Raw genomic sequence first — 14973 nt, forward strand, 5'->3', positions numbered from 1 at the left:
CATGCGCGGCCCCGCCGCCCCCACCAGCCCCGGCCCCTGGGACGCCCACTCCGAGGCCCTGCTGGAGACGAAGGCGCTGACGCCCCTCATCCCTCACCCCACCGCCGCATGGGAAGGAGAAGGGGACACCGTTGCGCCCCTCGGCGCGCAGGACGCCCCCCTCCCGGTCCTCGCCCCCGAGGACGACACCCTCCCGGGCTTCGGCGCGGAGGCCGACACCCTCCCGGGCCGTGGTCCGGAGGCCGGCGCCCTTCCCGGCCTCGACGCGGAGGCCGACACCGTCCCGCTCAAGACCACCGCGACCGTGCCCGTGAACGCCCCCCGACGGGGGCCCGTCGACCCCGTGCGGGTGCTCATGCACCGGCACCGGGAGCTGTGCGAGCGGGCCGTCGACCCCCTGGAGATCGCCGCAGGTCTCGAGGCGCACGGCGTCACCGACCGCACCGCCGCGCGGTTCCGGCACCGGGACGTCTTCTCGCTCGCCGAGGAGCTCTACGCCCGCGTGCCGCGCGGGAGCGGGGCGCCCGTGCGCCCCGCGCGCGAGACCGGCGCGCGCCCCGGACGGTCCGGGTGGACGGTCCGGGCCCTCGTGCCCGGAGCCGTCGCCACCCTCGCCGTCGGCGGACTCGCGCTCACCGAAGGGTCCGTGCGCCTCGCCGTCGGCGTGGCCGGGGCCCTCGGCCTGGCCGTCGCGCTCGTCATCGCCGTCCGGCGCGGCCCCCTGCGCGCCGCCGGCCGCACCGCCCCCGCCGCGCGCGTCTGGACCCTGTGGCTCCTCGCGTACGCGCTCGGCGGGGACGGTCTCCTCCAGGAGACGCTCACCGGCGGGCCCGAAGGCGGCTGGCCGGTCGCCCCAGGGCCCCTCCTCGGCCTCGCTCTCGCCGTCGCCCCCGCCGCCTGGTGCGCCCACCTCTTCTCCGTACGGGCCCGCCACCGCCTCGCCGCAAGCCGCGGCCTGGAGGACTTCGCCGCCGGCGCCCGCCCGCTGCTGCTTCTCGCCGTCGCCCTGCACACGGCCGCCCTCGCCGCCCTGCTCGGCCTGACCGGCTTCGCGCCCGGTGCCCTCGCCCTCGGCGTGTTGCTCCTGCTCGCCCGGCTCCTCACCGTCCACGGCTTCGCCGACACCGCCGCGAACGGCCTCGCCGCCGCCTGCGCCGGCGAAGCCCTCGCCGTCGCGACCGTCCTCGCCGCCCGGATCCCCGGCTGCGACCTCCTCGCGGTCCCCGTCCGCACCCTCGTGGGCGCTTGGGGCCCCGGCGCCCTGCCCACCCTCGTCTGCGGCGCCGCGGCCGTCGGCCTCCTGGCCCACGCCACCGTCGCCCTCTCCCGGGCCTCGGCCCACGCCCATCCCTAGGGGGTGCCATGCCGACCTTGCCGGGGTCGCGCCGATCGCCATGACGCCCCCTGAACCCCGACGCACCCGCGGAGCCGACGCCGCGGGCGCGTCCCCCGCGCAGGACCCACTTCAAGGAGACGAAAGAGACATGACCTCCCTATACCCAGCAACGGCCGGTCGGCGAGAAGGGGCCGCACGATGAGGGTGCTGCTGCTCGGAGCCAACGGATTCATCGGACGCTTCGTCGCCGACCGGCTGCTCGCCGACCCGGCCGTCCACCTCACCGCCCTCGGGCGCGGCGACGACGCCGACGTACGGTTCGACCTCGCCGGCGGCAGCCCCGGCGCGCTGACCCGCTTCCTCGACGCCGTCCACCCGGGCGTCGTCGTCAACTGCGCCGGCGCCACCCGCGGCGGCGCCCGCGACCTGACCCGGCACAACACCGTCGCCGTCGCCACCGTCTGCGAGGCCCTGCGCCGCAGCGGCTGCGGCGCCCGCCTGGTCCAGGTCGGCTGCGCCTCGGAGTACGGGCCCTCCCAGCCCGGTTCCTCCACCGCCGAGGACGCCGTGCCCCGCCCCGGAGGGCCGTACGGCGTCTCCAAGCTCGCCGCCACCGAACTCGTCCTCGGCTCCGGACTGGACGCGGTCGTCCTGCGGGTGTTCTCCCCGGTCGGACCGGGCACGCCCGCGGGCTCCCCGCTCGGCCGCCTCGCCGAGGCCATGCGCCGCGCCATGCAGGCCGGCGACGGCGAGCTCAAGCTCAGCGGCCTCGGCGTGCAGCGCGACTTCGTCGACGTACGGGACGTGGCCCGCGCGGTCCACGCGGCCTCGCTCTCCGCGGCCCAGGGCGTCGTGAACATCGGCACCGGACGCGCGGTCAAACTCCGCGACGCCGCCGCCGTCCTCGCCCGGGTCGCCGGATACGCCGGGACCCTCCACGAGCTGGACGGCCCGCCCCAGCGGCCCGTCATCGGCGCCCCGCGCACCGAGACCATCGCGGAGCAGCTGGCCGCCGCCCCCTATCCGTACCCCGACGGCTGCGGCAGCTGGCAGCAGGCCGACGTCCGCACCGCCCGGGACCGGCTCGGCTGGCGGCCCCGCATCAACCTCGAGGAGTCCCTCGCCGACATCTGGATGGAGGCGGCATGCCGCATCTGACGACGAGCACCACCGGCGCCGTCCAGGAGATGGGCTTCGGCGTCCCCGGCTACGCCCACCCGCTGCTCGCACCGGTCGAGTGGGCCGAGCTGACCCGCCCCGGCACCCCCCTCCACTGGGCCGTCCTCAACGTCGCCGAGGGCCCCGGAGCCCGCCCCGACCCGCACTGTCTGGAGGCGGCGGGCAAGCTCCGCAACGCCGGCGTCCGGGTCCTCGGACACCTGGACCTGTGCCACGGCTCCCGCGTCTTCGGCGAGATCGTGTCGGACGCCCACCGGTTCCTGGACTGGTACAAGGTCGACGGCTTCTATCTGGACCGCTGCCCGGCCGACCGGGCGGACCTGCCCGAGGTCCGGCGGGTCTGCGCCACCCTGGAGGCGGTTCTCGACGGCGAGGCCCACCTCGTCCTCGGCCACGGCACCCACCCGTACCCCGGCTACGCCGAGACCGCCGACCAGCTGGTCACCTTCACCGGACCGTGGACGGACTACCGCTGGTCGCAGGTGGCCGAGTGGACCGCCGAGTACCCGCCGGAGAAGTTCGTGCACCTCGTCCACGGGGTGCCCCGCAGTCACCTCGACGAGGCGATGCGGATCGCGCGCTGGCAGGGCGCCGGGACGATCTTCTTCACCGACCGCGGGGAACAGAGCGGGCAAACCGACCCGTTCCAGGCCCTGCCCGGCTACTGGGACGAAATCGTCTCGCGCATTGGACCGGGTGTCTCGGAATGAGAAGGGGCGTGGCAGTGTTACGGGGAGAACAACCGTACTGACATACCGACCAACGGAGCCCCCGTGTCGCTGCCACCCCTGGTCGAGCCGGCTGCCGAGCTCACCGTAGACGAGGTCCGCAGGTACTCCCGCCACCTGATCATCCCCGATGTCGGGATGGACGGGCAGAAGCGGCTGAAGAACGCCAAGGTGCTGTGTGTCGGCGCCGGCGGCCTGGGTTCGCCGGCCCTGATGTACCTGGCCGCGGCGGGCGTGGGCACGCTCGGCATCGTGGAGTTCGACGAGGTCGACGAGTCGAACCTGCAGCGTCAGATCATCCACAGCCAGGCGGACATCGGCCGCTCCAAGGCGGCGTCCGCGAAGGACTCCGTCCTCGGCATCAACCCGTACGTGAACGTGATCCTCCACGAAGAGCGGCTCGAGGCCGAGAACGTGATGGACATCTTCAGCCAGTACGACCTGATCGTCGACGGCACGGACAACTTCGCCACCCGCTACCTGGTCAACGACGCGTGCGTGCTGCTGAACAAGCCGTACGTCTGGGGCTCGATCTACCGCTTCGACGGCCAGGCCTCCGTCTTCTGGTCCGAGCACGGCCCCTGCTACCGCTGCCTCTACCCGGAGCCCCCGCCGCCGGGCATGGTCCCCTCCTGCGCCGAGGGCGGTGTCCTGGGCGTGCTCTGCGCGTCCATCGGCTCCATCCAGGTCACCGAGGCGATCAAGGTCCTTGCCGGCGTCGGCGACCCGCTCGTCGGTCGGCTGATGATCTACGACGCCCTGGAGATGCAGTACCGCCAGGTCAAGGTCCGCAAGGACCCCGACTGCGCCGTCTGCGGCGAGAACCCGACCGTCACCGAGCTCATCGACTACGAAGCCTTCTGCGGCGTCGTGTCCGAGGAGGCCCAGGAGGCGGCGCTGGGCTCGACGATCACTCCCAAGCAGCTCAAGGAGTGGATCGACGAGGGCGAGAACATCGACATCATCGACGTCCGGGAGATCAACGAGTACGAGATCGTCTCGATCCCCGGCGCCCGCCTGATCCCGAAGAACGAGTTCCTGATGGGCAGCGCCCTCCAGGACCTCCCCCAGGACAAGCGGATCGTCCTGCACTGCAAGACGGGCGTCCGCAGTGCGGAAGTCCTCGCCGTGCTCAAGTCCGCGGGCTTCGCGGACGCGGTCCACGTCGGCGGCGGAGTCATCGGCTGGGTGCACCAGATCGAGCCCGAGAAGCCGGTCTACTAGCCACACGGCCACACGGCATGCGGAAGGGCCCGGACCTGACATCAGGTCCGGGCCCTTCCGCATGCCGTCAGGAGCAGCGCTTGCCGTACGGGGGGACCTCGCCGTCCAGCAGGTACGCGTCGATCGTCCGCGTCGCGCAGGCCCCCGAGCCGTACGCGCCGTGGCCCTCGCCCGTGTTGGTGACGAGGACGCCGACCCCCTCGCCCAGCGCCTTCGCCATCCGCTCCGCGCCCTCGTACGGGGTCGCCGGGTCGCCGGTGGTGCCGACGACGAGGACCGGACCGGCGCCCGGCGCGCTCACGTCCTGGACGGCCCGTTCGCCCTTCACGGGCCAGTTCGCGCACCAGCCGGCCGTGTCCCAGGCCAGGAACTCGCCGAAGACCGGCGAAAGCCGACGGAACTCCGGCAGCAGGCCGCGGGCCCGCGCCGGAGTGGACCGCTCGCTGGAGTCGGCGCAGGAGATCGCCCGCTGGGAGTGCGACTGGGTCGAGTAGTGCCCCGACGCGTCGCGATCGTTGTAGAAGTCGGCGAGCCGGAGGAGTTCGGCGCCGGAGCCGTTCTCCGCCGCCTTGAGGGCCGAGGTCAGCATGGGCCAGTTGCTCTGCGAGTACAGCGTGGTCGCGATGCCGAGGGTCGCCAGGCTCTGGGTCAGCTTCCGCTCGCCGGCCGCCAGCGGCTGCCGGTCGAGCCGCTGGAGGAGCGCCGCGATCCGCGCCGTCCCGGCCTTCGGGTCCTGCCCGGCGCTCTTCAGATAGTTGTCCAGGGCCCGCTGGAAGCCGACCGTCTGGTTCCGCGCGTGGCCCGTGCCGTCGGCGGTGGGGTCGACGACCGCGTCGAGGACGGTCCGGCCGACGTTCGCGGGGAAGAGGTGGGCGTAGGCGGCGCCGAGCTGCGTGCCGTAGGAGATGCCGAAGTAGTGCAGGTCGGCGTCGCCCAGGACATGGCGGATCAGGTCCAGATCGCGGGCCGTGTTCGCGGTCGTCGTGTACGGGATGACCTTGCCGGAGCGGCGGGCGCAGCCGGCCCCGAAGGCGGTGGCGTCCTCGACGAACGCCTGCTCCTCGGCGGCCGTGTCCGGGCTGAGGTCGACCGCCGCCTCGGCGGCCGCCTGCTCCGCGTCGTCCCGGCAGACGACGCCCGCGCTCCGCTGGACGCCCCGGGGGTCGAAGGCCACCAGGTCGTAGCGGCGGTTGAGGCTGCCGTACTCGGCGGCCGCGCGGGGGAGGACGTCGACGCCCGAGGCGCCCGGGCCGCCGAAGTTGAACAGCAGCGAGCCGATGCGCGCCTTCTTGTCGCGGGCCTCCTTGCGGATCAGCGCGACGGGGATGGTCTCCCCGGTGGGGCGGGCATGGTCGAGGGGGACCGTGACGGTCGCACAGCGCCACTCGTCCCCGGGCCGCTCGCCGCCCTCCGGCGCCGCGCAGGGCTGCCACCGCGGCCGCTGCCCGGTGAGGGCGGCGGGAAGCCCGGGGGCGGGGCGGGCCGGGGCGGCGGACGGCTTGCCGTCGGCCGGGGCGGAGGCCGTCGCGCGGGGAGCGTCGGAGGCGCTCCCGCCGCTCGTGCAGCCGGCGGCCAGCAGCCCGGTGACGGCCAGCGCGGTCACCCGTACCCGTATCGACGGACGTGGTGTGGACAAGCGGACCCCCGTGACCCGGACGGAAAAACGCCATCCTAGGCGGCGCCCCGGAGAAGCGCCCGGGGCGCCCTGGCCCGGCCGGGCTACTTGCAGACCGTTCCGGCGGCCGGGACCTTGCCGTCGAGGAAGTACGCGTTGACCGTGTTCTGCACGCACTTGTTGCCGCTGTTGTAGGCGCCGTGGCCCTCGCCCCGGTACGTCACCTCCACGCCGACGCCCTTGCCCAGCGCTTCCACCATCGCCCGGGCCCCCGCGTACGGCGTCGCCGGGTCGCCGGTCGTGCCGAGGACCAGGATCGGGGCGGCGCCGGGCGCTGAGACGTCCGGGTGCTCCCAGCCGCCGGGCACCGGCCACTGCGAGCAGCTCGACAGGGCCCAGCCCATGTAGTCGCCGAAGACGGGGGAGGCCTTGCGGAACTCGGGGAGTCGCTCCTTGGCCTGCCCGAGGGTGTACCGCTCCTTGAAGTCCCGGCAGTTGATGGCCGCGTTCGCCGCCTGGATGTTGCTGTAGTGGCCGTTCTCGTCGCGGCCGTTCATGGAGTCGGAGAGCGCAAGGAGCAGCCCGCCGTCGCCGCCCTCGGCGGCCTCCAGGCCCTGCTCCAGGTACTGCCAGAACTCCCGGGAGTACAGGGCCTGCGCGATGCCGTTGGTGGCCTGGGTCTGGGTCAGCTTGCGGTCGCCGATGCCCGCGATGGGCTTCTTCTCGAGTTCGGCGAGGAGGCCGGTGATGAAGGACTGGATCTCGGCGACGTTCGAGCCGGGCAGGGCGCACTCGTCGCCGCGGGAGACGCAGTCCTTGGCGAAGTTGTCGAGGGCGAGCTGGAAGCCCTGGGCCTGGCCGAGGGCGCCCTCCTCGGTGCCGGCGGACGGGTCGACGACCGCGTCGAACAGGGCGCGGCCGACGTTCTTCGGGAACAGGTGGGCGTACACGCCGCCCAGCTCCGTGCCGTAGGAGATGCCGAAGTAGTGCAGCTTGTCGTCGCCGAGGACCTGGCGCATCAGGTCGAGGTCGCGGGCCGCGTTCTCCGTCCCGACGTGGGGGAGCATGGGGCCGGAGTTGTCCTCGCAGCCGGCCGCGTACTTCTTCTGCGCGTCGGACAGGGTCCGCTCCTCGGCCGTGTCGTCCGGGGTGAAGTCGAGGGCGTAGTACGCGTCGAGGGCCTGGTCGCTCTCGCACTCGACGCCCTCGCTGCGGCCGACGCCGCGGGGGTCGAAGGAGACCAGGTCGTAGCGGGTGCGGAGCTTCTCGTAGTCCGCCGCGAAGGACGGCAGGCCGGTCACGCCGGAGCCGCCGGGGCCGCCGAAGTTGAACACCATGGAGCCGATCCGATTGTTCCGGTCGGAGGCCCGTGCACGGATCAGGGCCAGTTCGACGGTCTCGCCGCCGGGGTCGGCGTAGTCGCGGGGCGCCTGCATGAAGGTGCACTCCCAGGTGGCGCCGCCGGGCAGCGGCGAGGGGGAGGGTCCGCCGCCCTGGGCGGCGGAGGGCGCCGGGCAGGGGGACCACTCCAGCTCCTGCGCGGCGAGCTGGTCCAGCGCGGCGGAGACGGTCGGCTTCGCCGGCTCGGACGCCGTGCCCCCGTCGTCCGAGCATCCGGCGGCGAGCAGCACGGCTGACAGGGCGAACAGGGCGGCGCGCTGCGCGGCGGAGATCGGCATACAGCCATCCTGTGCCGCCCCCGCCGACCCCGCGCGGGCGCGTGGGCCACGCGGGTGGCCGGGGGCGGGGTGGCCCTTGGGCGGGGCGGGCGAGGGTGGGGCGGCCCTTGGGCGGGCGGCCCTTGGGCGGGGCGGGAGGCCACGTCCCCCGGCACTCCCCGCCGGCAGCCCCCGCCGGCCGCCCCGCTGGCACGACCTAGAGCGCCCCCCGCTTCGTCAGCCAGTTGAAGCACAGCCAGCCGGGCAGGACCGGCAGCCACAGCGTCAGGAGCCGGTAGAGCAGGACCGCCGGGGTGGCGACCTCGAAGGGGAGGCCGACCGCCACCAGGCCGAAGGTCAGCGCGCCCTCGACGGCGCCGACGCCGCCCGGTGTCGGCGCCGCCGAGCCGAGCGCGTTGCCGGCGAGGAAGACGACCGCCACGCTCGCGTAGCTGAGCCCCTCGCTGTCGTGCCCGAACGCGCGGATCGACGCGTCGAGGCAGAGCACGAAGAGGCCGGTCAGCAGCAGCATGCCGCCGATGCCGGTGAGCAGCTTCATCGGGCGCTGCAGCACGTCCAGCATGCGCGGCACCACGCCCGCGAACAGCGACCGCAGCCGCGTCGAGACGAACTTCCGCATGAAGGGGATCGCGGTGACGACGAGGACCAGGACCGCCACCGTCAGCAGCCCGGCGATGACCGTCCTCGACGGGCTGAAGGACGGCGACTTCTCCGTACCCGTCAGATAGCCGAAGGCGAGCAGCAGCAGGATGTGCGCGCCGAGCCCGAACAGCTGCGACGCGCCGACGCTCGCCACCGCGAGCCCCGGCCGCACCCCCGAGCGCTGGAGGAACCGGGTGTTCAGCGCCACTCCGCCGACGGCCGCCGGGGCGACGATCTTCACGAACGAGCCGGCGACCTGCGCCACGACCGTCCGCCAGAACCCCACCCGCTCGGGGACGAAGCCGAGCAGGCTCATCGCCGCCGCCACATAGCTCAGCGCCGAGAACAGCACCGCCGCCGCCACCCAGCGCCAGTCCGCCTGGCTGATGGTGGAGAGCGGGGTCCGGGCGATCTGCGACAGCAGGAAGTACGCGGCGACCGCGCCGGCGATCAGGCTCACCAAGGTGCGCGGCTTGATCCGTTCCAGACGGACCGGTTCCACCGGCGCCTGGGGCCGGATCAGCAGCACCTGCTGACGGATCTGCGCCAGCAGGTCCTCGTCGCGGGCCTCGTCGAGCGCCTCGTCCAGCGCGCGCTTCTCGGCCTGCTTCTCCGCCTTCTCGATCCGCCGGTCCGACTTGCGGTCGCCCTTCGCGTCCCCGGCGCCGTCGGCGGCCTCCGCCCGGGCCCGCTTCGTCGCCTCCGACGCTTCGAGGACGGCCTCGCGCTCCCGCTTCGAACGCTCCCTGGCCATTCTCCTCAGCGTCGCGCGCGTGGAGCGGCTCAGCGCGATCGGCTGGAGGAGGGGGAGACAGCCGGCGATGGCGTCGGGGCCGAGGACCTCCACGGCCGCGGCGACCGCCCGCTCGGCGCCGACCCGCAGCCCGAGGGTGGTGAGGAGCTGCGCGATGTCCATTCGCAGGACCAGGTCGCCCGCGGCGATCTCACCGCCCCGCAGATCGGTCAGGATGACGTTGCCGGAACGATCCACCAGAATCGCGTCCCCGGCGAGCCGCCGATGCGCGATCCGGCGCGACTGGAGGGCGCGCACCTGACGCCAGGCGCTGCGCACCAGGTCGTCGGTGATCTCCTCGTCGTCCAGCGAGTCCAGGGTCCGGCCGCCCAGGTGCTCGTACACGAGCATGACGGCGTCCGGACCCAGCTCGGAGGTGGCGATCAGCTTCGGCGCGTTGGCGCCGGCGGCGATCGCCGCGTACGCCAGGAGGGCCTCCTGCTCCAGCGCCTGGCGCAGCGACACGATCGAGCGCCGGGTGGTGATGGCGCGCAGGGTCAGCCGCCGCCACGCGCGGTAGAAGAAGCCGTGCGCCTGCTGCTCCCGGTCGACGACGGTGACGTCGAGCGGTGGCCCTGACTCCATCGTCACGAGGTAGCGGCGGCCCCGGTCGCCGCTGTCCGCCGCGTCCGGGACCCCTTCCGCGCGCATCGCGGAGACCGGCCGGAAGCCGACCCTCCGCAGACCGGCGAGGAGTGTCTGGCCGGTGGGGCGGACATTGGGGGAGCCCACGGCGTACAGCGTTCCGTACGCCACGGTCCAGCCGATGAGGACGGTGAGGATGATCGAGAACGCGGTGGTGTACCCCGCCACCAGCATCGTGAAGGCGTCGAGCAGCAGCACCATCCACAGCACCACCCGCCAGCGGGGCCTGCGGGCCATGCCGACGGCGGTCATGTACGCGATGACCGGCGCGAGGTAGTTGTGCACCGGGTCCGTGAGACCGCCGCCGGACTGCGGCTGGGTCAGCGCGTCCTGGATGGTGCCGGGCGCGGCCTTGGCGACCCAGAGGTCGGTGGCGAGGGTGACGCCGTGGGCGAGGACGGCGGCGAGGACGCCGTCCGCGATCCGCAGTCCGTCGCGTTTGATCAGCCGCTCGATGGCGAAGGCGACCGGCACGAGCAGGACGGCGATGCTGGAGACCAGTCCGGCGATCTTGACGAAGAGGTCGGGGGCGCCGCCCGCGCCCTTGTTGATGTCCTGTTCGAGGCCGGAGGTGGTGCCGTGGGCGAAGGCGGCGATGGCGATGACGAGGGCGATCGCGAGGACGCCGACGAGGAGCCGCATGAGGTCGGAGGGCCGGTGCACCCGGGCGGCGAGCAGCGGCTCGTCCCCGGAGAGCCGCTCACTGGGCTCCGGCTCGGGGTCGGTCTCGGGGTCGGCGTCGGGGTCGGGGGCGCGGGTGGCCTTCGGAGCGAGGGCGGGCCTCGGCTCCGGGCCCCGCTCCGGGTCGGCCTCGGGTCCGGCCTCGGGTCCGGCCTCCGGCCGGGGGGCCGTCTCGTCCCCGTTCGCGGGTGCGGCCTGGCGAGGGGGTGCGCCGGGCACGCCGGGGTGAGCCTCCTCCTCCGGAGGCTGAGCGTCGTGCCCCATCACCATGTCCGTCTCTGTCTGTGCCGCTCGCGCCGCGTGCTCGTCTCGGTGTTCTTGTCGCGCCTGGTCTCGTATCACCCGTCACCGCCCGCACGATGGTGGCATGAAGCGGGGCCCGACGGAGGCATCAGGGTGTTGTCGGTGGGGTGAGGCAGGATGGGGCGGATGAGCGCCGAGGAACCTGCGGAACTTCCCGCGTACGCGGAACGGGTGCTGGACGTCGCCGAGCTGATCCCGCCGGGCCGGGTGATGACCTACGGCGACGTGGCCGAATGGCTCGACGAGGGCGGCCCGCGCCAAGTCGGCCGTGTGATGGCCCTGTACGGCGGCGCGGGGCCGTGGTGGCGCGTGGTGCGCGCCGACGGCACGCTGCTGCCCGGCCACGAGCTGCGCGCCCTCGGCCACTACCGCGCGGAGGGGACTCCGCTGCGCGAGGCGGGGCGGGCCGCCGAGGGGCATCTGCCCAAGCTCGACATGCGGCGGGCGCGGTGGGATGGCGGAACTCACACGTGACAGCTTCGGCCATGACGGGAGCACCCGGCGCGCGACGGCACCGTACGGATGACGGCTCGGACGGGGACTCGGACGCCGTCCGTTTCCCGTAACGTCGTCGTTCGTCCCGTACGGGTGCCCGTACGGGCTTGCCTTCAGCACCAGCACACCATCCACCAGGACCGGCGATCCACGTGAGTACCTCCTCCACCACCCGACGTACGCGGCGGGCCCCCGGCGCGTACCGGCTGGTGCGTACCGCGCCGGCCCCGGTGGACCCCCCTCTGCTGGACGCAGCGCAGCGGGAAGTGGTTGACCACGCCGGCGGACCGCTGCTCGTCCTGGCCGGGCCCGGCACCGGAAAGACGACGACGCTGGTGGAGGCGGTCGCGGCCCGGATCGAGAAGGGCGCGGACCCGGAACGGATCCTCGTCCTCACCTTCAGCCGCAAGGCCGCCGTGGAACTGCGCGACCGGATGGCGGCCCGGCTCGGGGGCGCCCGGCCGCCGCAGGCGACGACCTTCCACTCGTACTGCTACGCCCTGATCCGGGCCCACCAGGACGCCGACCTCTTCGCGGAGCCGCTGCGGCTGCTCTCGGGACCCGAGCAGGACCTGGCCGTACGGGAGCTGCTCGCGGGCCAGCTCGACCTGGAGAAGGCGGGCCTCGACCGGGTGCGCTGGCCCGACGAGCTGCGGGCCTGCCTGACGACCCGCGGGTTCGCCGACGAGGTCCGGGCCGTACTGGCGCGCTCCCGGGAGCTGGGCCTGTCACCGGGCGCGCTGGCGGAGTTCGCCCAGCGGGTCGGCCGCCCGGACTGGAAGGCGGCGGCGGGGTTCCTCGCGGAGTACCTGGACGTCCTCGACCTCCAGGGGGTCCTCGACTACACGGAGCTGGTGCACCGGGCGGTCCTGCTGTCCGAGCGGGTGACGCTGCCCGAGTACGACGCCGTCTTCGTGGACGAGTACCAGGACACCGATCCGGCACAGGTGCGGCTGCTGACCGCGCTGGCCGGGGGAGCGACAGGGGCCGCCCGGGGCGCCTCCACCACGCGTGGCGGCCGGGCGACGGGCGGGCGCACGGTGGTCGCCTTCGGCGACCCCGACCAGTCGATCTACGCCTTCCGGGGCGCCGACGTCAACGGCATCCTGGACTTCCCGGACACCTTCCGCGGGCCGGACGGCCGCCCGGCGGACGTACGCGTCCTGACGACCTCCCGCCGCTCGGGCGAGCGCCTGCTGGCCGCGACGCGCCTCCTCACCCAGCGCATGCCACTGCCACGGCTGCCCGCCGACAAGGTGCGCGCGCACCGGGCCCTCGGGGCGGTACGGAGCGGGGGGCAGGTGGAGACGTACACGTACCCGACCTCCTCCACCGAACTCGACAACATCGCCGACCTGCTGCGCCGCGCCCACCTGGAGGACGGCGTGCCCTGGCACGCCATGGCCGTCCTCGTCCGCGCGAGCACCCCGATCCCGGTCCTGCGCCGCGCCCTGACCTCGGCGGGCGTCCCCGTGGAGACGGACACGGCCGACACCCCCCTGCGCCACGAACCCGCGGTCGCCCCTCTCCTCCTCGCCCTGCGCGCCGCGGCGACGGGAACCCCCTCGGACGGGGAGGACTCGGCCCCGAGCCCTGTCGCCGACGCCCCGCCGGAGCCGGGGGAACCGGACACCCCCGCCGCCCCGGACACCCCTGACGCCCAGGCGGCCGCCGCCCCGGACACCCCCGACGCGCCGGACACCCCTGATGCCCCGGACACCTCCGACGACCAGGCGGCCGCCGCCCCCGCCTCCGTGAACCGGCTCGACACCGAGACGGCGCTCGCGCTGCTCGCCTCGCCGCTCGCCGGGATGGATCCCGCCGATCTCCGGCGGCTCGGGCGGGCGCTGCGGGACGAGGAGCGGGCCGGGGGGAACAGGGTGCCGCCGCCGTCCGACGTCCTGCTCACGCGCGCCCTCGTCGAGCCCGAGCGGCTCGTCGCGCACGACCAGTCGTACGCCCGGGGCGCCAAGCGGCTCGGCGAACTGCTCCGGCAGGCCCGCGACCGCCTCGCCGCCGGCGGGACCGCCGAGGACGCCCTCTGGCTCCTGTGGAACGGCACCCCCTGGCCCGGCCGCCTGGAACGGGCGGCGCTGCGCGGCGGCGCCGCCGGGCGCAACGCCGACCGGGACCTCGACGCCGTCTGCGCCCTGTTCGAGACCGCCGCCCGCGCCGAGGACCGGGTCGGTGGCCGGGGCGCCCTCAACTTCCTCGAAGAGCTCGACGCCCAGGACATCGCCGCGGACACCCTCTCCCGGCGCCAGGCCCGCCCCGACGCCGTCCGGCTGATGACCGCCCACCGCTCCAAGGGCCTGGAGTGGAGCCTCGTCGTCGTCCCCGGCGTCCAGGAGGGCCTCTGGCCCGACCTGCGCCGCCGGGGCTCCGTCCTCGAAGCCGACCGGATCGGCCGCGACGGCCTCGCCGAACCCCTCACCCCCGGCGCCCTCCTCGCCGAGGAACGCCGCCTCTTCTACGTCGCCGCCACCCGCGCCCGCGACCGCCTCGTCGTCACCGCGGTGAAGGCCCCCGCCGAGGACGGCGACCAGCCCTCCCGCTTCCTCACCGAGCTCGGCGCCGAGCCCAAGGACGTCCCCGGCCGCCCCCGCCGCCCCCTCGCCGTCGCCGCGCTCGTCGCCGAACTCCGCGCCACCACCGTCGACCCCGCCGCCTCGCCCGCGCTGCGCGACGCGGCGGCCCGACGGCTGGCCCGGCTCGCCGCCCTCACCGATGAAGAGGACCAGCCGCTCGTCCCGGCCGCGCACCCGGACCGCTGGTGGGGCCTGTTCGAGCCGACCCACAGCACCGTTCCGCTCCGCGACCGCGACCGTCCCGTCGCCCTCTCCGGATCGGCGCTCGACCAGCTCGCCAACACCTGCGCCCTCCAGTGGTTCCTGGGCCGCGAGGTGAAGGCCGACGCCCCCGCCACCGCCGCCCAGGGCTTCGGCAACGTCGTCCACGTCCTCGCCGACGAGGTCGCCTCCGGCCGCACCCCGGCCGACCTGGACGTCCTGATGGCCCGCCTGGACTCCGTCTGGGACGGGCTCTCCTTCGACGCCCCCTGGAAGTCCGCCCAGGAGAAGGAGCACGCGCGCGTGGCGCTGGAAAGGTTCCTCCGCTGGCACGTCCTGGACCGCGGCGGCCGCACCCCGGCCGCCACCGAGCACGACTTCGACGTCACCCTCGAAGCCGGCGCCTACGAGGTCCGGATCCGCGGCTCCATGGACCGGGTCGAGGCCGACGAACACGGCCGCGCCTACGTCGTCGACTTCAAGACCGGCAAGTCCGCCCCCACCCGCGACGAGGTGTCCCACCACCCCCAGCTCGCCGTCTACCAGCTCGCGGTGCGCGAGGGGGCCCTCGACGAGGTCTTCGACGGCCGCCGGCCCGACCCCGGCGGCGCCGAACTCGTCCAGCTGCGCCAGCCCGCCCCCAAGAAGGAGGGCGGGGAGGCGCTGCCGAAGGTCCAGGCGCAGGAGCCCCTGGCGGGGGAGTGGGTCGGCGACCTGCTCGCCACCGCGGCGGGCCGGGTCCTCGACGAGCGCTTCACCCCCGCCACCGGCCAGCACTGCACCCACTGCGCGTTCCGCGCCTCGTGCAGCGCCCAGCCGGAAGGCCGCCACATCGTCGAGTGACCGCGCGCCCGGCGCCCCGCC

9 protein-coding genes are annotated in these 14973 nt (G+C 74.5%); 6 read left to right on the forward strand and 3 right to left on the reverse strand.

The genetic code is table 11. The features are described from left to right. The first annotated feature begins 1 nt into the window (after window position 1). From ACZ6RC_RS09385 to moeZ, 4 genes are all read left to right on the forward strand, one after another. Entirely contained in the window at window positions 2-1354 is a 1353-nt protein-coding gene (locus tag ACZ6RC_RS09385; protein WP_469580379.1) for a hypothetical protein, read from the forward strand. Between the two features lie 180 nt (window positions 1355-1534). Then, window positions 1535-2494, forward strand: coding sequence for an NAD-dependent epimerase/dehydratase family protein (locus ACZ6RC_RS09390; RefSeq protein WP_365714467.1), 960 nt, complete (start codon window positions 1535-1537; stop codon window positions 2492-2494). Next, complete coding sequence (locus ACZ6RC_RS09395; protein WP_391139344.1) at window positions 2482-3225, forward strand: spherulation-specific family 4 protein; 744 nt, start codon at window positions 2482-2484, stop codon at window positions 3223-3225. Before ACZ6RC_RS09390 ends, ACZ6RC_RS09395 begins: the two co-directional genes overlap by 13 nt. 63 nt (window positions 3226-3288) lie before the next feature. Then, complete coding sequence (moeZ, locus tag ACZ6RC_RS09400) at window positions 3289-4467, forward strand: adenylyltransferase/sulfurtransferase MoeZ (protein WP_391139343.1); 1179 nt, start codon at window positions 3289-3291, stop codon at window positions 4465-4467. A 67-nt stretch (window positions 4468-4534) separates the two neighbouring features. Here the strand turns inward: moeZ and ACZ6RC_RS09405 are convergent, their stop codons facing one another. The 3 genes from ACZ6RC_RS09405 to ACZ6RC_RS09415 all read right to left on the reverse strand — a co-directional run bounded on the left by ACZ6RC_RS09405 (window position 4535) and on the right by ACZ6RC_RS09415 (window position 10786). Further along, the gene (locus tag ACZ6RC_RS09405) at window positions 4535-6103 is read right to left on the reverse strand and encodes an alpha/beta hydrolase (protein ID WP_469580385.1); all 1569 of its coding nucleotides are present in this window, start codon (window positions 6101-6103) and stop codon (window positions 4535-4537) included. 83 nt (window positions 6104-6186) lie between these two features. Next, window positions 6187-7761, reverse strand: coding sequence for an alpha/beta hydrolase (locus ACZ6RC_RS09410; protein ID WP_469580388.1), 1575 nt, complete (start codon window positions 7759-7761; stop codon window positions 6187-6189). Between the two features lie 196 nt (window positions 7762-7957). Continuing rightward, complete coding sequence (locus ACZ6RC_RS09415; protein ID WP_469580391.1) at window positions 7958-10786, reverse strand: lysylphosphatidylglycerol synthase domain-containing protein; 2829 nt, start codon at window positions 10784-10786, stop codon at window positions 7958-7960. Between the two features lie 156 nt (window positions 10787-10942). Here ACZ6RC_RS09415 and ACZ6RC_RS09420 point away from each other — a divergent pair, with 156 nt between their 5' ends. Together ACZ6RC_RS09420 and ACZ6RC_RS09425 are read left to right on the forward strand one after the other, a co-directional pair. Beyond that, the gene (locus ACZ6RC_RS09420; protein WP_453613585.1) at window positions 10943-11299 is read left to right on the forward strand and encodes an MGMT family protein; all 357 of its coding nucleotides are present in this window, start codon (window positions 10943-10945) and stop codon (window positions 11297-11299) included. 173 nt (window positions 11300-11472) lie between these two features. Beyond that, the gene (locus tag ACZ6RC_RS09425; RefSeq protein WP_469580395.1) at window positions 11473-14952 is read left to right on the forward strand and encodes an ATP-dependent helicase; all 3480 of its coding nucleotides are present in this window, start codon (window positions 11473-11475) and stop codon (window positions 14950-14952) included. Window positions 14953-14973 lie beyond the last annotated feature (21 nt).

Source organism: Streptomyces sp. NPDC048353 (assembly GCF_055587165.1).

What these genes read in the sequence shown, in the direction of transcription:
- ACZ6RC_RS09415 (WP_469580391.1), bottom strand. Translation starts at nt 10,786, where the DNA reads ATGGGGCACGACGCTCAGCCTCCGGAGGAGGAGGCTCACCCCGGCGTG.
- ACZ6RC_RS09420 (WP_453613585.1), top strand. Translation starts at nt 10,943, where the DNA reads ATGGGGCGGATGAGCGCCGAGGAACCTGCGGAACTTCCCGCGTACGCG.
- ACZ6RC_RS09410 (WP_469580388.1), bottom strand. Translation starts at nt 7,761, where the DNA reads ATGCCGATCTCCGCCGCGCAGCGCGCCGCCCTGTTCGCCCTGTCAGCC.
- ACZ6RC_RS09395 (WP_391139344.1), top strand. Translation starts at nt 2,482, where the DNA reads ATGCCGCATCTGACGACGAGCACCACCGGCGCCGTCCAGGAGATGGGC.
- ACZ6RC_RS09390 (WP_365714467.1), top strand. Translation starts at nt 1,535, where the DNA reads ATGAGGGTGCTGCTGCTCGGAGCCAACGGATTCATCGGACGCTTCGTC.
- ACZ6RC_RS09385 (WP_469580379.1), top strand. Translation starts at nt 2, where the DNA reads ATGCGCGGCCCCGCCGCCCCCACCAGCCCCGGCCCCTGGGACGCCCAC.